The sequence below is a fragment of the Streptomyces zhaozhouensis genome (assembly GCF_900230195.1).
Lineage (GTDB): Bacteria > Actinomycetota > Actinomycetes > Streptomycetales > Streptomycetaceae > Streptomyces > Streptomyces zhaozhouensis.
Genome location: NZ_OCNE01000002.1, coordinates 457,570 through 473,733, shown reverse-complemented (window position 1 = coordinate 473,733; position 16,164 = coordinate 457,570). Strand labels below are relative to the sequence as shown.

16 protein-coding genes and 1 CRISPR repeat array are annotated in these 16,164 nt (G+C 73.6%); of the genes, 12 read left to right on the top strand and 4 right to left on the bottom strand.

Annotated elements, in window-relative coordinates; translation table 11 throughout:
* Window positions 1–168 precede the first annotated feature (168 nt).
* The 4 genes from CRP51_RS05275 (at window position 169) to CRP51_RS29320 (ending at window position 3,622) form a co-directional block, all read left to right on the top strand.
* Window positions 169–2,349, top strand: coding sequence for an ATP-dependent DNA helicase UvrD2 (locus tag CRP51_RS05275; protein ID WP_342749011.1), 2,181 nt, complete (start codon window positions 169–171; stop codon window positions 2,347–2,349).
* A 142-nt stretch (window positions 2,350–2,491) separates the two neighbouring features.
* On the top strand, window positions 2,492–2,809 hold the full coding sequence (locus CRP51_RS05270; protein WP_097229784.1) for a hypothetical protein: 318 nt from the start codon (window positions 2,492–2,494) through the stop codon (window positions 2,807–2,809).
* Window positions 2,810–2,933: 124 nt separating this feature from the next.
* Window positions 2,934–3,284, top strand: a complete 351-nt coding sequence (locus tag CRP51_RS05265) for a WhiB family transcriptional regulator (RefSeq protein WP_097229783.1) — start codon at window positions 2,934–2,936, stop codon at window positions 3,282–3,284.
* Window positions 3,281–3,622: a putative WhiB-interacting protein gene (locus CRP51_RS29320; RefSeq protein WP_097229782.1), complete on the top strand. Its 342-nt coding sequence runs from the start codon at window positions 3,281–3,283 to the stop codon at window positions 3,620–3,622. The genes CRP51_RS05265 and CRP51_RS29320 overlap by 4 nt, the downstream gene beginning before the upstream one ends.
* Before the next feature lie 203 nt (window positions 3,623–3,825).
* Window positions 3,826–4,342: direct repeats of the CRISPR family, unit length 29 nt; unit sequence GGGAACACCCCCGCGCGTGCGGGGAGCAG.
* Between the two features lie 49 nt (window positions 4,343–4,391).
* Here CRP51_RS29320 and CRP51_RS05255 read toward each other — a convergent pair.
* Together CRP51_RS05255 and CRP51_RS05250 are read right to left on the bottom strand one after the other, a co-directional pair.
* A complete protein-coding gene (locus tag CRP51_RS05255) occupies window positions 4,392–5,870 on the bottom strand; it encodes an ABC1 kinase family protein (protein WP_097229781.1) in 1,479 nt (492 codons plus the stop codon).
* A 50-nt stretch (window positions 5,871–5,920) separates the two neighbouring features.
* On the bottom strand, window positions 5,921–7,000 hold the full coding sequence (locus tag CRP51_RS05250) for a ThiF family adenylyltransferase (RefSeq protein WP_170970435.1): 1,080 nt from the start codon (window positions 6,998–7,000) through the stop codon (window positions 5,921–5,923).
* A gap of 219 nt (window positions 7,001–7,219) precedes the next feature.
* Between CRP51_RS05250 and CRP51_RS05245 the strand changes: the two genes are divergently transcribed.
* The 4 genes from CRP51_RS05245 (at window position 7,220) to CRP51_RS05230 (ending at window position 10,943) form a co-directional block, all read left to right on the top strand.
* On the top strand, window positions 7,220–7,822 hold the full coding sequence (locus tag CRP51_RS05245) for a M48 metallopeptidase family protein (RefSeq protein WP_097229779.1): 603 nt from the start codon (window positions 7,220–7,222) through the stop codon (window positions 7,820–7,822).
* A gap of 82 nt (window positions 7,823–7,904) precedes the next feature.
* Window positions 7,905–9,479, top strand: a complete 1,575-nt coding sequence (locus tag CRP51_RS05240) for a TerD family protein (protein ID WP_097229778.1) — start codon at window positions 7,905–7,907, stop codon at window positions 9,477–9,479.
* Between the two features lie 12 nt (window positions 9,480–9,491).
* Window positions 9,492–10,178 (top strand): AIM24 family protein, encoded by a 687-nt coding sequence (locus CRP51_RS05235; RefSeq protein ID WP_097229777.1) that lies wholly within the window; start codon window positions 9,492–9,494, stop codon window positions 10,176–10,178.
* Window positions 10,179–10,193: 15 nt separating this feature from the next.
* Window positions 10,194–10,943, top strand: coding sequence for an AIM24 family protein (locus tag CRP51_RS05230; RefSeq protein ID WP_097229776.1), 750 nt, complete (start codon window positions 10,194–10,196; stop codon window positions 10,941–10,943).
* Between the two features lie 27 nt (window positions 10,944–10,970).
* On the opposite strand, the gene CRP51_RS05225 is transcribed toward CRP51_RS05230, so the two are convergent.
* Together CRP51_RS05225 and CRP51_RS05220 are read right to left on the bottom strand one after the other, a co-directional pair.
* Window positions 10,971–11,498, bottom strand: a complete 528-nt coding sequence (locus CRP51_RS05225; RefSeq protein WP_097229775.1) for an NUDIX hydrolase — start codon at window positions 11,496–11,498, stop codon at window positions 10,971–10,973.
* Window positions 11,495–12,949, bottom strand: a complete 1,455-nt coding sequence (locus CRP51_RS05220; RefSeq protein ID WP_097229774.1) for a zinc-dependent metalloprotease — start codon at window positions 12,947–12,949, stop codon at window positions 11,495–11,497. The genes CRP51_RS05225 and CRP51_RS05220 overlap by 4 nt, the downstream gene beginning before the upstream one ends.
* A 146-nt stretch (window positions 12,950–13,095) precedes the next feature.
* Here CRP51_RS05220 and CRP51_RS05215 point away from each other — a divergent pair, with 146 nt between their 5' ends.
* The 4 genes from CRP51_RS05215 (at window position 13,096) to CRP51_RS05205 (ending at window position 16,118) form a co-directional block, all read left to right on the top strand.
* A complete protein-coding gene (locus CRP51_RS05215; RefSeq protein WP_097229773.1) occupies window positions 13,096–14,259 on the top strand; it encodes an SDR family oxidoreductase in 1,164 nt (387 codons plus the stop codon).
* A gap of 28 nt (window positions 14,260–14,287) precedes the next feature.
* Window positions 14,288–14,761: a molybdenum cofactor biosynthesis protein MoaE gene (locus CRP51_RS05210; RefSeq protein ID WP_212615828.1), complete on the top strand. Its 474-nt coding sequence runs from the start codon at window positions 14,288–14,290 to the stop codon at window positions 14,759–14,761.
* A gap of 63 nt (window positions 14,762–14,824) precedes the next feature.
* A complete protein-coding gene (locus CRP51_RS28720) occupies window positions 14,825–14,998 on the top strand; it encodes a hypothetical protein (RefSeq protein WP_170184645.1) in 174 nt (57 codons plus the stop codon).
* A gap of 25 nt (window positions 14,999–15,023) precedes the next feature.
* On the top strand, window positions 15,024–16,118 hold the full coding sequence (locus CRP51_RS05205; RefSeq protein ID WP_097229771.1) for a YlbL family protein: 1,095 nt from the start codon (window positions 15,024–15,026) through the stop codon (window positions 16,116–16,118).
* Window positions 16,119–16,164 lie beyond the last annotated feature (46 nt).

The following is a 16,164-nucleotide window of genomic DNA, read 5'->3' as shown; positions in this document are numbered from 1 at the left end:
GTCCGGACCTGGCAGCATGGCGGGGTGACTTCAGCACCGCACGCCTCAGCCGTCCCGCCGGAGAGCCCGCTGCCCGGGAGCACTCCGCCGGGGAGTCGCGCGGCCGGAGCCCCGCACGGGACGCTACCGCACGGCGCCTTCCCGGCCGTCCCGGACTCGGCGGACGACGTGCTCGCCGGCCTCGACCCGGAGCAGCGCACGGTCGCCACCACCTTGCAGGGCCCGGTCTGCGTGCTGGCCGGCGCCGGCACGGGCAAGACCAGAGCCATCACCCACCGCATCGCCTACGGCGTGCGCGCCGGCGTCTACCAGCCGAACACGGTGCTCGCGGTCACCTTCACGGCCAGGGCGGCGGGCGAGATGCGCGGCCGGCTGCGGCAGTTGGGCGCCGGCGGTGTGCAGACCCGCACCTTCCACGCGGCGGCGCTGCGGCAGCTCCAGTTCTTCTGGCCCAAGGCGATCGGCGGCGAGCAGCCGCGGCTGCTGGAGCGCAAGCACCAGCTGGTCGCGGAGGCGGGCGCGCGGTGCCGCATCCGGCTGGAGCGGGCCGAGCTGCGGGACATGCTCGGCGAGATCGAGTGGGCCAAGGTCACCCAGGCCACCCCGGAGGACTACCCGGCGGTCGTGGCCAAGTCCGGCCGGGACGCGCCGCGCGACCCGGCGGAGACCAGCCGGGTCTACGCGACGTACGAGCGGCTCAAGCGCGACCGGGGCCTGATCGACTTCGAGGACGTGCTGCTGCTGACCGTCGGCATCCTCACCGACCGGCCGGACATCGCCGACACGATCCGCCGCCAGTACCAGCACTTCACGGTCGACGAGTACCAGGACGTCAGCCCGCTCCAGCAGCGCCTGCTCCAGCTCTGGCTGGGGGACCGGGACAGCGTCTGCGTGGTGGGCGACGCCAGCCAGACGATCTATTCGTTCACCGGCGCCACCCCCGACCACCTGCTGAACTTCCGTACCCAGCACCCCGACGCCACCCTGGTCAAGCTGGTGCGCGACTACCGCTCCACGCCCCAGGTGGTCCACCTGGCGAACGGGCTGCTGGCCCAGGCCAAGGGGCGCGCGGCCGAGCACCGGCTGGAGCTGGTCTCCCAGCGGCAGCCGGGGCCCGAGCCGGTCTTCCACGAGCACGCGGACGAGCCGGCCGAGGCGGAGGCCACGGCCCGCCGGATCAAGGAGCTGCTGACCCCGGTCGCCGAGGGCGGCCCCGGCGTTCCGGCCAGCGAGATCGCCGTCCTCTACCGGGTCAACGCGCAGTCCGAGATCTACGAGCAGGCCCTCGCGGACGCCGGGGTCCCCTACCAGCTCCGCGGCGCCGAGCGCTTCTTCGACCGCCAGGAGATCCAGCAGGCCGGTCTCGCGCTGCGCGGCGCCTCCCGGGCGGCGGGGACCGACACCTCCGCCGCCGAGGGGGAGGGGCTGGCCGCCGAGGTGGGCGCCGTGCTCGCCAGTACCGGCTGGACGCCCGAGCCCCCCGCCGGCTCGGGGGCGGTCCGGGACCGCTGGGAGTCGCTGCGGGCGCTGGTGCGGCTGGCCGAGGAGTTCCAGCGTTCCCGCCCGGAGGCGGTGCTGGCGGACTTCGTCGCCGAGCTGGCCGAGCGGGCGGCCGCCCAGCACGCGCCGACGGTCGAGGGCGTCACCCTGGCCTCGTTCCACACGGCCAAGGGGCTGGAGTGGGACGCGGTCTTCCTCGTCGGGCTCACCGACGGGATGCTGCCGATCACCCACGCCAAGACGCCGGAGCAGATCGAGGAGGAGCGCCGCCTGCTCTACGTCGGGGTCACCAGGGCCCGTTTCCATCTCTGCATGTCGTGGGCGCTGGCCCGCTCCCCGGGCGGCCGGGCCGGGCGGCGGCCCAGCCGCTTCCTGGACGGGCTGCGGCCGGGCTCCGCGTCGGACGCGGCCCGGGGGCGCGGCGGTGCCGGGGGCGTGGAGCGAGGCGGGGCCAAGGGGCGCAAGCCGCGCGGGCCGGTGCCCTGCCGGGTGTGCGGGCGCACGCTCACGGAGGCCACGGAGCTGAAGCTGCGCCGTTGCGCGGACTGCCCCTCGACGATGGACGAGGAGCTGTACGAGCGGATGCGCGAGTGGCGGCTCGAACGCGCCCAGGAGCTGGGGCGGCCGGCGTACGCCGTCTTCACCGACGCGACCCTGATGGCGATCGCGGAGCAGCCGCCCGCCACCGAGCGCGAGCTGTCCCGGATCTCGGGGGTGGGACCGCACAAGCTGCGGCAATTCGGCGCGGAGCTGCTGGCGCTCTGCGCGGGGGAGCCGCTTCCGGAGCGGGCCGACGAGGGCTCGGACGACGCCGTGGAAGACGCCGTGGAAGAGGACTCCGAAAAATAGATTGCGTCCCCGAGAGCGGTCCGCATAGCGTGCTCCACGTGACTCCGGGAGAGGGTTTCCCTTCCCACGGACCCATGCTGTACTGAGACAAACACCCGGTGGCCTAGGCCGCCCCTGAGACTCCGCGAAGGAGGCGATTCCTGTGCTCGTTCTGACTCACGACAAACTGTTCGGCTCGGCTGTCGCCGACTCCGCCGTACTCAGTGAGGCCCTGCCGTCTGTCGAGGTGTCGCTGCTGGTCCCAGTCGCGCCCACCTCCGACACCACCGGTGTCTTCTCTGACGAGCGACCGATCTCGGCGCCCGAGACGGCAGCTGTGGCGGCAGCCGCGGGCGGCGTGGCCGCCTATGGCGCCACGGCCAATCTCGCCGGCGCCGGCCACCAGATTTTCGGACAGCAGACCAAGTCTCACTCGATGTGGGCCCTCCGCGGGCTCGATCCCTGGAGTGATCCAACCTGATCGGCGAGATCAGGTCGGCACCTCAGGGGCCGCGGAACCCACACAGGGTTTCGCGGCCCTTTTGTTTCCCGCCGCCCGGCGACCGCCGAGCGGTTCGACAACTCAACGACACGAGGACAACACCGTGCCACTCGCGCCGTACGCCCGACCTGACCTCAACTCGCCACCCGATCCGGAGACTTCAGTGACCCCGCTCTTCACGTTGAACGAGCTCGACGAGGCCATCGAGCGACTCGACGAAAGCGTGCCCTGCCGCTCGTACGACCCCGAGGTGTTCTTCGCCGAGTCGCCCGCCGACGTCGAGTACGCCAAGTCCCTCTGCCAGACCTGTCCGCTCCGCGAGGCCTGCCTCGCCGGCGCGAAGGACCGGCGCGAGCCGTGGGGCGTCTGGGGCGGGGAGCTCTTCGTCCAGGGCGTGGTGGTGCCGAGGAAGCGGCCCCGCGGTCGCCCCCGGAAGAACCCGGTCTCGGCATGAGCACGCACGGAACCATCGGCCGCCCGGCCCCCTACGGGCCGCGCAGGCATCACCAGGCGCTGGTGAGCGAACCTCACACGGAGACGGCCACCAGCCGCCGCCCTGTCGGACGACGTCAGTCCCGACAGGAACAGAACAGGACCAGGAAGTTGCAACTCATCCCAGAAGCCCTGGCGCGTTCCCATATGGAGGAACGCGCCGCGGAAGCCATGTCCCAACGCATGGCCGGCAGGCTCGCGGAGGCCCAGCGCCAAGCCCGCCGGTCCGACCGACTCCAACGCCGGGCGGAACGCGCCTCCCGGCGCGCCCGCCGGGCACTCGCCCGCGCGGTGATGTAGTAACCCGCAGGGGCCCTGCCCCTCACCCCACCCGACGGCCGGCCGCACCCGCGGACCGGCCGTCCGGCATCTCCGGGCCCGGGGGCGCCCCGGCGCGTGCGGGGAGCAGACAGCCTGTGCGGCCGCCACGTCCGGATGCGCGGCAACATCCCCGCGCGTGCGGGGATGCTGGCCTTCAGCCCCTCGGACGGGAGCATGAGCAGGGGAACACCCCCGCGCGTGCGGGGAGCAGGGCGTCACCCACGCCACGCGCTCACCTCCCCCGGGAACACCCCCGCGCGTGCGGGGAGCAGGTCAGACCACGTGCGCGCGATCCCGACGGTTCGGGAACACCCCCGCGCGTGCGGGGAGTAGCGTGGTGGTCCACCTCGACCCCGATCCCCTCAGGGAACATCCCTGCGCGTGCGGGGAGTAGTAGTCGTCCCACGGGCCGTGCAGGTAGTACCGGGGAACACCCCCGCGCGTGCGGGGAGCAGCCCAACTGGGCGGTCTCGAAGTTGTCGCGGCTGGGAACACCCCCGCGCGTGCGGGGAGCAGCCAGTGACCCCGCAGCAGGAACCCAGCGAGACGGGAACACCCCCGCGCGTGCGGGGAGCAGGCGTGGGTCGTGCAGGGGCTGGGCGGCACGGTGGGAACACCCCCGCGCGTGCGGGGAGCAGTGCCGACAGCGCGCACCGAAACCGAGGACCTGGGGAACACCCCCGCGCGTGCGGGGAGTAGAGTTCGTGAGCTGGGGTTTTATCCGTCGTTCCGGCGGGTTTTACTTTCTTTACTCAGCCGGTGCCCTCCCATCGCTCGCCTTCGTCAGCGTCGGTCCGCTCGTCTCGTCCTCCGCCGTCTCCGCCCGCATCGCATCGGTGTCCGCGTCCGTGGCCGCATCCGCCTGGTCCTCGTCGTCTGCCGGAGGCGGCTGGTCGGGGTCGGCGAAGCCGGGGAGGCCGTCGATCAGCTCGTCGCGCAGGCGGACCGTCGCGTTGAGTTGGCAGAGGACACCGATGGTGGAGAGCGTCACCCGGTGGATCAGCAGATAGGAGGGGGGCAGGTTGAGGCGTCGGCCCAACTGGTGTGCCGCCGAGCGGGGGTCGGCTATCCGCGCCGCCTGGGTGCGCAGCCATTCCCTGGTGAAGGTGAACTCCTCGACCCGTGCCGGTTCGGTCATCGGGAGCAGGTAGTCCATCACCTCCTCGGGGTCCAGCTCGATCGACTCCTTGACGAAGCCCTCCTCGCACAGCTCCGCGTAGACCTCGGCCGCCGAGCCGTCCAGCGAGAGGCGCAGTGACCGGCCGATGGCCGGGGGCAGGCCCTCGGGCAGGCGGCTGACCGCGCCGAAGTCCAGCACGCCGAGCCGCCAGCGCTCGACGGGCTCGTCGGCCACCGGGACCAGCCGGAAGTTGCCCGGGTGGGCGTCGGCGTGGAGGAGCCCCGTGCGGGCGGTGCCGGAGAAGAGGAAGCGCGCCAGCAGTTGTCCGGCCCGGTCGCGTTCGGGCTGCTCGCCGTCGCCGATCACCTCGGAGAGCGGGATGCCGTCGAGCCACTCGGTGATCAGCAGGCCGTCCCGCTGGCAGACCACCTCCGGCACCACCACGTCCGGGTCGTCGCGGAACGCCTCGGCGCAGATGCGCTGGGAGTCTGCCTCCAGGGCGTAGTCCAGCTCCTCGGCGACCCGGTCGCGCATCTCCTCGATCAGCGGCTTGATGTCGAGCCCCGGGGCCCAGGGGGCCAGGATGCGGGCGAAACGGCCCAGCTGCGTCAGGTCGGAGAGGAGCGCGGGCCCGGCGCCCGGGTACTGGATCTTGACCGCGACCTCGCGCCCGTCCTCCCAGACCGCTCGGTGGACCTGGCCGATGGAGGCCGCGGCGGCGGGGCGTTCGTCGAACTCCTGGAAGCGCGCGCGCCAGTCCTCGCCGAGCCGCTCCTCCATCGCCTTCACGACCGAGGCGGCTGGCATCGGGGGAGCGGCCTCCTGGAGCTTGGTGAGCGCCGCCCGGTAGGGGCCCGCCACGGTCTCGGGAAGCGCGGACTCGAAGACCGAGAGGGCCTGGCCGACCTTCATGGCGCCGCCCTTCAGCTCGCCCAGCACCGTGAACAGCTGCTGGGCGGTGCGCTGTTGCAACTCCTGGCCGACGAGCTCGGCGGAGCGTCCGCCGATCCGCTTCCCCAGCCCCCAGGTCGCCCGGCCGGCGAAGCCCAGCGGCAGGGCGGCCAGCTTCGCGGTCCTGGTCACCGCCTTGCGGGGTAGATCAGACATGTCCCCTCCAACTCCCGGCGATCGCACGGCCGTCGCGCGAGGTCTCCCGTTCATTGTGGACCCGCGGCCCCCGACGGGTGTGAGGGCCCGTCGTGGGCCGCCGCTCCGCAGGAGCACTCGGGGTGCGGCGCGTAGGTGCGGGTGGTGCTCGTGGGCCCGGGGAGCACGTACTCGGTCCTGCCGTGGGGCGGGAGGGTGAACTGGCCGTCGAGGAACGCGAGCGCGGCGCAGGCCGTCAGCCCGGCGACGGCAGTGGCCAGGGCGCTGTCGCAGGCGGGGGCTCCGGGGGAGCGGCCGTTGCGCCACTGGGCGACGAGGAGGGGCCAGGAGGGCTCGTCGTCGCCGAGGGTCCGCAGCAGGCACTCGGCGCAGGAGCTGGTGCCCGGCAGCACCAGCGGCCCGACGAAGCCCGTCGCCTCCACCACGCCCGCGTAGAGGTGGGGGGTGCGGGAGGCCATCAGCTCCTCCGCGCGGACCGGATCGGGCACATAGGCGGCGAGCCCGTCCCGGGGAGCCATGATCACCAGCTCGGGGCCGCGCCGCTCCGACGTCGGGACGCGCCGCCAGGGGCGCAGCGAGCGCACCAGGGCCTGGGCCGCCGTGGTGCGGCGCTCGCCGACGCAGCCGGGGCGCAGCCCGGCGGGGGCGGTGTCCATCGGGGTGACCCGGCCGCCGTCCGTCACCTCGACGCGGCCCACACCTGCCTGGGAGAGCGCCCCGGCGATGGCCGCGCCGACCCGGCCCGCGCCCCGGACCAGGACCCGTGCCGTGCGGCGGCGCGTCCAGGCGCGCAGCCCGCCGCCCGGGGGGACGTGCAGCAGGGAGAGCGCGGCGAGGTCCGGGCGCATGGACTCGGTGATCTCCCGCGCCGCCTCGGGCTCGGCCGTCGCGTCGTCGAGCACGCCCGCCCGCGCCAGCCGCTCCGTGACCCGGTCCGCCGTCTCCGCCCCCAGCCCCAGCGAGGCCGCCGCGTCCCGCAGCGCGGGCAGCCCGCGGGTGCCGTCGAGCAGCGAGAGGAAGCTCTCCGTCGTGTTGTCCACCGGGCCGACGAGCACGGAGTGCGCGGGTGTGACCCCGTAGCGCACGGTCTTCTGGTCCCGCCAGCCGCGGCGCAGCGAAGGCTTGATCATCGGATGCATCGGGATGCCCCCCTCCGAGCCCCTGTGGGCTCTCGGCTCACTGTCGGGCCCCATCATGACGGGAACAGAGCGGACGTGCGCAAAGTTATCCACAGGAAGCGGAGATAATCGTATAAATCATCCATACCTGGGGTTCATCGACTAATGGCGCCGCCCGCCCGGCGCCAGGCGAGCGGGACATATCCGGCTTCCACCGGGTAACGTCGACTTGTGTCCGCCGACCCGCTGAACAGCGCCGGCCCACCGCAGCGCGCGTCCTCGGTGGGGCGGGCCGCGCTGGACGGCGACCGGTCGGAGCCGGTCGAGGTGCGCCGCAGCGCACGGCGCCGCCGCACGGTTTCCGCCTACCGCGAGTCCGACCGCACCGTGGTGCTGATCCCGGCGCGGATGACGGCGGAGGAGGAGCGCCGCTGGGTGCGGGTGATGCTGGAGAAGCTGGCCGCCCAGGAGGAGCGGCGGATGCTCGACGACGAGGACCTGCTGCGCCGCGCCCACGAGCTCTCCGGGCGGTACTTCGGGGGGCGCGCGCGGCCGGAGAGCGTGCGCTGGGTGACGAATCAGAACGCCCGCTGGGGCTCGTGCACGCCGGCGCTCGGCACCATCAGGCTCTCGCACCGGCTCCAGGGGATGCCCGAGTACGTCATCGACTACGTGCTGCTCCACGAGCTGGCCCATCTGCTGGTCCCCGGTCACGGCCCCGGCTTCTGGGAGCTGCTGGAGCGCTATCCGCGCACGGAGCGCGCACGAGGCTTCCTGGAGGGCGTCGTCGCCGCCGAGCGGCTCCCGCACAGCCCCTGCCCGTCCCGGGACTGACCGGGCCACGGCCACTGTCCGTGGCATTGGCTACGCTGGCGGGGCCGTAGTGCAGTGAGCGAATGGGGGACGGTCGTTACCGATGGTGACGCAATTCAAGCGCGGCCAGAAGGCGCGCCTCAGTGATCTGACCCTGGGCACCGACCTCTACGTCGGCGTCCAGATAGCCGGGCCGGGACTGGTCTTCGACATCAGCTGCTTCGGTCTCGACGCGGCCGAACAGCTCTCCGACGACCGGTACTTCGTCTTCTACAACCAGCCGGCCTCACCCGAGGGCTCACTCCAGCTCCTCGGCGCGCAGGCCGGGGACACGGAGTCGTTCCGCGTCACGCTCGACCGGGTGCCGGAGGCGATCGACCGGCTGGCCTTCACCGCCACCATCGACGGGGACGGCACGATGTCCCAGGCCGCTCCCGGCTATCTGCGGATCGTCGCCGGCGGCGAGGAGGTCGCCCGTTACGCGTTCGACGGCTCGGAGTTCTCCTCGGAACGCGCGCTGATGATCGGCGACTTCTACCGCAAGGACGGCTGGCGGTTCGCCGCCGTCGGACAGGGCTTCGACGGGGGACTGGCGGCGCTGCTGCGGCACTTCGGCGGTGAGGTCGAGGAGGACGAGCCGGAGCCGGAGCCGGAGCAGCGTGGCGCGGCGCCCGGATTCGCCCCGCCCGGCGGGCAGCCGGCCGCGCCCCCCGCCTTCGCGCCGCCCGGTGGCGCGGCGCCCCCGGCGCAGCCCGCCGCGCCCGCGCCCCCGCCGCCCGCCCCGGCCGCGCCCCAGCCGGTGCCGGCCCCGGCGCCCCCGCCGGCCGCGCCCGTCGCGCCCCCGGCTCCGTCCGCCCCCCACGCCCAGCCACCGGTCCCGCCTCCGGTCCAACCCCCGGGGCAGCCGCCGCAGCCGCCCCCGCAGTTCGGCGGCCAGCCGCCGGCCCCGCCCCAGTTCGGCCAGATGCCGCCGGCACCCGGCCAGACGCCGCTTCCGCCCGTGCCCCAGGGCACGGGTGACCTCGCCGGCGTGCTCGACAAGTACCGGGCGGCCGACGGCGCCGAGCGCTGGAGCCTGCAGAACCCGCAGCTGATACGGGCCGACCTCGGCTCGGACGGGCAGCCGGTGATGGCACGCCAGGGCGCCATGGTGCTCTACGAGGGCGACGTCGAGTTCGGGTTCAAGGGCGGCGGCTTCAAGCGGCGGATGGTGGCCGGGGCCACGGGCGAGGGCTTCCCCTCGTTGATGCGTTGCACCGGCAACGGTCGGGTGTATCTCGCGGAGGACGCCACCCGGCTCTTCCCCGTCGAGCTCCAGGGCGACGCGATCTGCGTCTCCTCCCAGCACGTGCTCGCGTTCGACGAGTCGCTCAGCTACGACGTGCGGCGGATCGACGGGCACGGGCTGCCGGGCGGCAGCCTCTTCGCGCTCCAGTTCTCCGGTCACGGCACGCTCGTGCTGACCACCCACGGCGAGCCCCTGGTGCTGCCGGTCACCGCCATGACCTTCGCCGACGCGAACGCGCTGGTCGCGTGGTCCGCCGGCGCCCAGGTGCTGGTGGCCAACCAGGTGCGGCTGCGCCGGCACGCGTACCCGGGGGACACGGGGGAGAGCACCCAGCTCCAGTTCCGCGGCGCCCCGGGGAACTTCGTGATCGTCCAGCCCTACGAGATCTGACAGGAGCCGGTGATGGACCAGCGGATGACCGCGGGGTACGCCCCGACCGCGCCGGCGGCGCGCATGGAGAACCACGGGCCCACCATGGCGAGGATCGCCCTGCGCACCGGCCAGGACCTCCTGGCCAGGGCGGGCTCCATGGTGGCCTACGAGGGCTATGTGCAGTACGAGTCCAACCCCTCGGCCGTCGGCCGCGCCGTCGCCGGCCGGCTGACCGGGGAGAGCGTCCCCCTGATGCGCTGCCACGGCGACGGCCAGCTCTATCTCGCCGACTACGGCGCCCACGTGCTCTGCCTCCCGTTGAACGGGGAGAACGTCTCGGTCAACGCCACCAACGTGCTGGCCCTCGACGCCCACCTGGAGTGGGGCGTCCAACGGGTCAAGGGCATCGCCAAGTTCGCCGGGCAGGGCCTGTTCAACATGGGCATATCCGGCGACGGCTGGGTCGCCATCACCAGCCGCGGCACTCCCGTGGTGGTGGACTGCGGCCGGAGCGGCGGCGAGACCTATGTGGACCCGGACGCCTTGGTCGCCTGGTCCACGGGCCTTGAGGTGCGGGGCAAACGCAGCTTCAAGGCCAGTTCGCTGATCGGCAGGGGCAGCGGCGAGGCCTACCAACTCGGCTTCTCCGGCCAGGGCTTCGTGATCGTGCAGCCCAGCGAGGACAGCACCGAGCGCCTCAGCGGCGCGCAGAACTGACGGGGGAGCGGCGAGATGCTGAGTCCGATCTTCAACAACGCGGCCCAACCGACCGAGGAGCGCTTCGCCCTCCAGGGCGTCCACACGCTGCGCGTCAACCTGGCGGGCGACCAGGACGTCGTCGCGCGGGCCGGCAGCATGGTGGCGTTCGAGGGGATGGTGGAGTTCGACGGCGAGTACCAGTCCCACCATCAGCGGCACAGCCAGATGATGACCGGCGAGGTGCTGCCCCTGATGCGCTGCTTCGGGCAGGGCGTGGTCTACCTGGCCAACCTGGCCCAGCACGTCCATGTGCTCGACGTCGACCACGAGGGTCTGACCGTGGACAGCGGCTATGTGCTGGCCATGGACGCCCATCTGCACTGGGACGTCGTCTCCGTCGAGAGCCAGCACGGCATCCCGGGCGTCGGCGCGTACAACACGCTGATCACCGGCCAGGGACGGGTGGCCATCACCACCTCGGGCAGCCCGCTGGTGCTGCGGGTGACCCCGCAGCAGCTGTGCAGCGTGGACGCCGACGCGGTGGTGGCCTGGTCCTCCTCGCTGCGCGTCCAGATGCAGGCGCAGACCAGCAGCAAGTCCATCTGGCGCCGCCGGGGTACCACCGGCGAGGGCTGGGAGCTGAACTTCATGGGCGACGGACACGTGGTGGTGCAGCCCAGCGAGCTGCTGCCGCCGCAGCAGACGTCGTTCGGTCAGCGGCTGCAGTTCCAGCAGGGGCAGGGCCCCGGGCTGGGGCAGGGCGGCGCCTGGGGGCCGCGCTGAGCACAGGCGCGCGGGGGCGCGCCGGGCTCAGAGCAGCCCGCGCGCCCCGGCGACCAGCCGCCGCACCGAGTGGTCCGGCAGCCGCTCGGCCTCGGCGAAGTCGAACCACCGCAGATCCGTCGACTCCTCGCTGATCACCGGCGTGGCCCCCGCCGGCGCCAACGCCGCGTACTGCACGTCGAGATGGGTGGCGCAGGGGGTGTCGTGCCGGTCGAGCCGGACCGGCGCCGGCAACAGCCGCAGCCCGTCGATGCCCGACTCCTCCGTGGCCTCCCGCAGCGCCGCGCCGGCCAGCGAGCCGTCCTCCCGCTCACAGTGCCCGCCCGTCTGGAGCCAGCGGCCGATCTTGCGGTGCAGCGTCAGCAGCACCCGGCCGCCCTCCGCGTCCACCACCAGCGCGCTGGCCGTCAGATGCCCGGAGGCGCAGCTCTTCCACATGGCGTCCGGATGGGACGCCAGATGCGCCGCGTACTCCCGGCGCAGCGCGTCCTGACCCGTGCTCGGCGCCGCCCAGTCGCCCAGCACCCGGGCGGCGTCCTCGCGCAGCGCGCTCACTCGGCCCGGCCTCCCCTGCCCGGCCCCTCGCCGTCCTCGCCGTCCTCGCCGGCCTTGTCCCGCTCGTCCCGCTCGGCCGGGCCGGCGGCCTCCGCCTGCCCGTCCTTCGACAGCCGCGGGCCACCCTCCCGACCGCCGCCGGCCGCCTCGCCCAACAGCTCGTCCAGCTCGGAGAAGTCCAGCTGCTCGCGGTGGACGAAGCCGTCCGGGTCGTCCAGGTCCCGCGCCGTCGGCAGCATGTCCGGATGCGTCCACAGCGCGTCCCTGCCCTGCGCGCCCCTGGCGTCCGTCAACGACGCCCACAGCCGCGCCGCGTCCCGCAGCCGGCGCGGGCGCAGCTCCAGACCGATCAGCGTCGCGAACGTCTGCTCCGCGGGACCGCCCGAGGCGCGGCGCCTGCGCAGCGTCTCGCGCAGCGCCGAGGCGGACGGCAGATGCGGCTCGGCCGCCGCGTGCACCACCGCGTCCACCCAGCCCTCGACCAGCGCGAGCGCCGTCTCCAACCGGGCCAGCGCGGCCTTCTGCTCCGGGGTGTCCTCCGGCTCGAACAGACCCTGCTGCAGCTTCTCCTGGAGCTCCTCAGGCCGGCTCGGGTCGATCTGCCCGACCAGTCCCTCCAGCTTCGCGGTGTCCACCTGGATGCCGCGCGCGTAGCCGTCCACCGCGCCGAAGAGGTGGGAACGCAGCCACGGCACATGCGCGAAGAGCCGCTGGTGCGCCGCCTCGCGCAGCGCCAGATAGAGCCTGACCTCCTCCTCGGGAACCCCGAGGCCACGGCCGAGCGCCGCGACGTTCTGCGGGAGCAGCGCGGCCTTGCCCGCGGGGCCGAGCGGCAGCCCGATGTCCGTCGAACCGACGACCTCGCCCGCCAGGGCGCCGACCGCCTGCCCGATCTGCGTGCCGAACATGGCGCCGCCCATGGAGCGCATGACGCCCATCAACGGCCCTGCCATGGCCCGCATCTCCTCGGGCAGCACCTGGGTCATCGCGCCGCCGACCCGCTCGGCCACCGGGTCGACCAGCTCGCGCCAGACCGGGAGGGTCGCCTCGACCCACTCCGCCCGGCTCCACGCCACCGTCGACGTGGCGCCCGAGGGCAGCGAGGTGACACCGTCCAGCCAGAGGTCGGCCAGCCGCACCGCCTCCCGCGCCTGCTCGGACTCCTGGCCGCTCACCGAGCGGTCCTTCGAACCGTCCTGGGCGCCCTGCGACACGGTCTGACGCGCCACGTTCTGTGCCAGCTCCCAGTTGACCGGGCCGCTGTCGTTGGACAGCAGCTGCCCCAGCTGCTGGAAGGCGGCGCCCAGGTCCTGCGGGTTCATCCCGCCGGCGCCGAAGAGTGCGGACAGCGGGTTGTCGGCGGGACCCTGGCCGCCCTGGCCCCGGTTCTTGCCGGAATCGCCGTCCTCCGGCTCCTGCGGGAGGCCGAATCCGAATGGGAAGTCACTCACGGGAATCCTCGGCTCTTGTCATCGGACGTCGTCGGAAACGGAAGCGGACGCGCCCGGCATTCGCTGGTCCGTGCCCCCAGCCTAGACACCTCTCAGGCAGGATGGGCGTGCGCACGTCGTACTGGAACAACCGCTGGAGAGGCCTCGTGAGTTCCCCGGAACCAGCCGTTCGCGCACCGCGAAACGGGTCAACCGCCCCCCTGACCGTCGCGGTGACCGGCGCGGCGAGAGGGCTCGGCGCCCGTCTCACCGAGCGGTTGCTCGACGCCCCGGAGGTCCGCCGCGTGCTCGCGCTGGACGAACGGCTCGGCGAGGCCAGGGGCGCCGAGTGGCACACGCTGGACGTGCGCGACCCGGCCATCGCCGACCTGCTGCGCACCTCGGGCGCCACCAGGGACGCCGAGGCCGAGGACCCGGGCCAGGACGAGCCGGCGCCCGGCCCCGTCGACGTCCTGGTGCACCTGGCGCTGGACCTGGACGTGGAGGCCGACCCCGTCGCCCGCACCGCGTTCAACGTGCGCGGCACCCAGACCGTGCTCACCGCCGCCGCGGCCGCCGGGGTCCGCAGGGTCGTGCTCTGCACCTCGGCGATGGTCTACGGCGCCCTGCCCGACAACGACGTGCCGCTCGCCGAGGACGCCGAGCTGCGCGCCACCGAGGACGCCACCTGCGTCGGCGACCTGCTGGAGATCGAACGGCTCGCCCAGCGCGCGCCCCGCGCACACCCGGGGCTCAACGTCACGGTGCTGCGCCCCGCCGTGCTCGTCGGCGGCACGGACACCGCGCTCACCCGCTACTTCGAGTCGCCCCGGCTGCTCGTGGTGGCCGGCTCCCGCCCGCGGTGGCAGTTCTGTCATGTGGACGACCTGGTCAGCGCGTTGGAGCTGGCGGCGTTGGAGAAGGTCGACGGGGAGCTGGCGGTCGGCTGCGACGGCTGGCTGGAGCAGGAGGAGGTCGAGGAGCTGTCCGGCATCCGCCGGATGGAGCTGCCGTCCTCCGTCGCGCTCGGCGCCGCGACCCGCCTCCACCGGCTGGGCCTGACCCCCTCCCCGGCCGGTGACCTGGCCTACACCATGCACCCGTGGGTGGTCAGCGGCAGCCGGCTCTACGAGGCGGGCTGGCGGCCGACGTGGAGCAACGAGGAGGTGCTTGCCGAACTGCTGGCCGAGGTGTCGGGGCGACACACCGTCGTGGGGCGGAGGCTGGGGCGCAAGGACGCGGCGACCACGCTGGGCGCCGCCGGCGCCACCGTCGCCCTGGTCGGCACCGCGGCGCTGGTGCGCCGCGCGCGGCGGGCCCGGCGCAGGTGACCGCGCGGCCATGGGGGATCATGGGGGCATGAGCACCGAAGACCCGGTCCGGCTGCTGGCGCTGCGCGGCACCCCGCTCTCGGTCGACGAGGTCCAGCGGGCCGTCGCCGACGAAGCCGCCGGCGGCACCGTGCTCTTCGTCGGCACCGTGCGGGACCACGACGGGCATCCGGAGGGCGCCGCCGTCACCGCTCTGGAGTACTCGGCGCATCCGACGGCGGAGGCCGAGCTGCGGCGGGTCGCGGAGGACGTGGTGGCCGAGTACCCCGGCTGCGCGGTGGCCGCGACGCACCGGGTCGGCGCGCTGGCCGTGGGGGACCTGGCGGTCGTGGTGGCCGTGTCGGCGGCGCACAGGGGTGAGGCGTACGCCGCCTCGCGGCGGTTGATCGACGACCTCAAACGCCGGGTGCCGATCTGGAAGCACCAGCGGTTCGCCGACGGCGGCGAGGAGTGGGTGGGGGCCGGCGAGCGCCGCCCGGCGGGCTCGGCTCCGGTTGCGTAACTCGGGGAGGCGGCCGAGCGTTGGAGTGACGACGCAGTGGTCGGCGCAGGTGGGAGGTAGGAGATGGCGGTTCTCGTCTGGTTGTTGATCCCGGTCGCCGGAGGGGTGGTCGCGGGCATATGGAGCGCGTGGGCCACCCGACGTGGCAACGCGGGGCGCAACGTCAGGGACAGCGTCGGGGTGCGGGGCTACGAGGCCTTCCGCGCCGCGATGGAACGGGCCCCGGCCGACGGCTGACAGTGCCGTCACGTACTGTCAAGCCATGCCACGCCGCACCGCGACTCTGCTGACATCGGTCCTGTTGCTGATCGGGATGCTCTGCGCCGGGGTGTTGATCCAGGTGCCCTACGCGGAGATGTCCCCCGGCCCCACGGTGAACACGCTCGGCGACCACGACGGCGAGCCGGTGCTCAGCGTGGACGGCGAGGAGACCTACGAGTCCAGCGGCCATCTGAACATGACGACGGTCAGGGTCACCGGGATCAACTACCGGATGAACCTGCTGGAGGCGGTGCACGGCTGGCTCGCGGACGACCGGGCCGTGGTGCCGCACGAGACGCTCTATCCGGAGAACGTCTCGGCCGACCAGGTCGAGGAGCGGAACGCGGAGGAGTTCACCCAGTCGCAGGAGAGCGCCAAGGTCGTGGCGCTGCGCGCGCTGGGGTACGAGGTCCCCGAGCAGACGGTGGTGGCGGCCGTCGTCGAGGACAGCCCGGCGCAGGACGCGCTGCACGCGGGGGACGCCATCATCGCGGTCGACGGTACCGAGGTCACGGAGCCGGGGCAGGTCGCCGAGCTGGTGACCGAGCACGAGCCGGGCGAGGACGTGGTGTTCAGCGTCGTGCCGGCCGAGCAGGCCCAGGAGGCGATGAACGGCGGGGGCGAGCTGCCCGAGGAGACCAGCGAGGTCACGGTCACCACGGCGGAGGCCCCCGACGACCAGCGGGCGATCGTCGGGATCCAGGCGGGCCTGGCCTTCTCGCTGCCGTTCGAGGTGGACATCAAGCTGGCCGACGTGGGCGGCCCGAGCGCGGGGCTGATGTTCGCGCTGGGTCTGATGGACCGGCTCACCGAGGAGGACCTGACGGGCGGCGAGTTCGTGGCCGGCACCGGCACCATCGACGACCAGGGCGTGGTCGGCCCGATCGGCGGGATCTCGATGAAGATCATCGCGGCCCGGGAGGCGGGCGCCGAGTACTTCCTGACCCCCAGTGAGAACTGCGCCACCGCCGCCGAGCACGTGCCGGACGGGCTGACGCTGGTGGAGGTCGACACCCTCGACGACGCCCTGGCGGCGCTGGAGTCGATACGCGGGGGCGACACCGACCGGCTCACGGAGTGCGAGACCGCCGGATAGCGGCCCGCTCCCCGTCGCCGGGTCGGCGTCGCCCGCCGACGCGCCG

Coding starts and splice junctions, on each gene's coding strand:
- CRP51_RS05205 (WP_097229771.1), top strand. CDS start 15,024: ATGCCACGCCGCACCGCGACTCTGCTGACATCGGTCCTGTTGCTGATC.
- CRP51_RS05210 (WP_212615828.1), top strand. CDS start 14,288: ATGAGCACCGAAGACCCGGTCCGGCTGCTGGCGCTGCGCGGCACCCCG.
- CRP51_RS05240 (WP_097229778.1), top strand. CDS start 7,905: ATGGTGACGCAATTCAAGCGCGGCCAGAAGGCGCGCCTCAGTGATCTG.
- CRP51_RS05250 (WP_170970435.1), bottom strand. CDS start 7,000: ATGATCAAGCCTTCGCTGCGCCGCGGCTGGCGGGACCAGAAGACCGTG.
- CRP51_RS29320 (WP_097229782.1), top strand. CDS start 3,281: ATGAGCACGCACGGAACCATCGGCCGCCCGGCCCCCTACGGGCCGCGC.
- CRP51_RS05235 (WP_097229777.1), top strand. CDS start 9,492: ATGGACCAGCGGATGACCGCGGGGTACGCCCCGACCGCGCCGGCGGCG.
- CRP51_RS05255 (WP_097229781.1), bottom strand. CDS start 5,870: ATGTCTGATCTACCCCGCAAGGCGGTGACCAGGACCGCGAAGCTGGCC.
- CRP51_RS05230 (WP_097229776.1), top strand. CDS start 10,194: ATGCTGAGTCCGATCTTCAACAACGCGGCCCAACCGACCGAGGAGCGC.
- CRP51_RS28720 (WP_170184645.1), top strand. CDS start 14,825: ATGGCGGTTCTCGTCTGGTTGTTGATCCCGGTCGCCGGAGGGGTGGTC.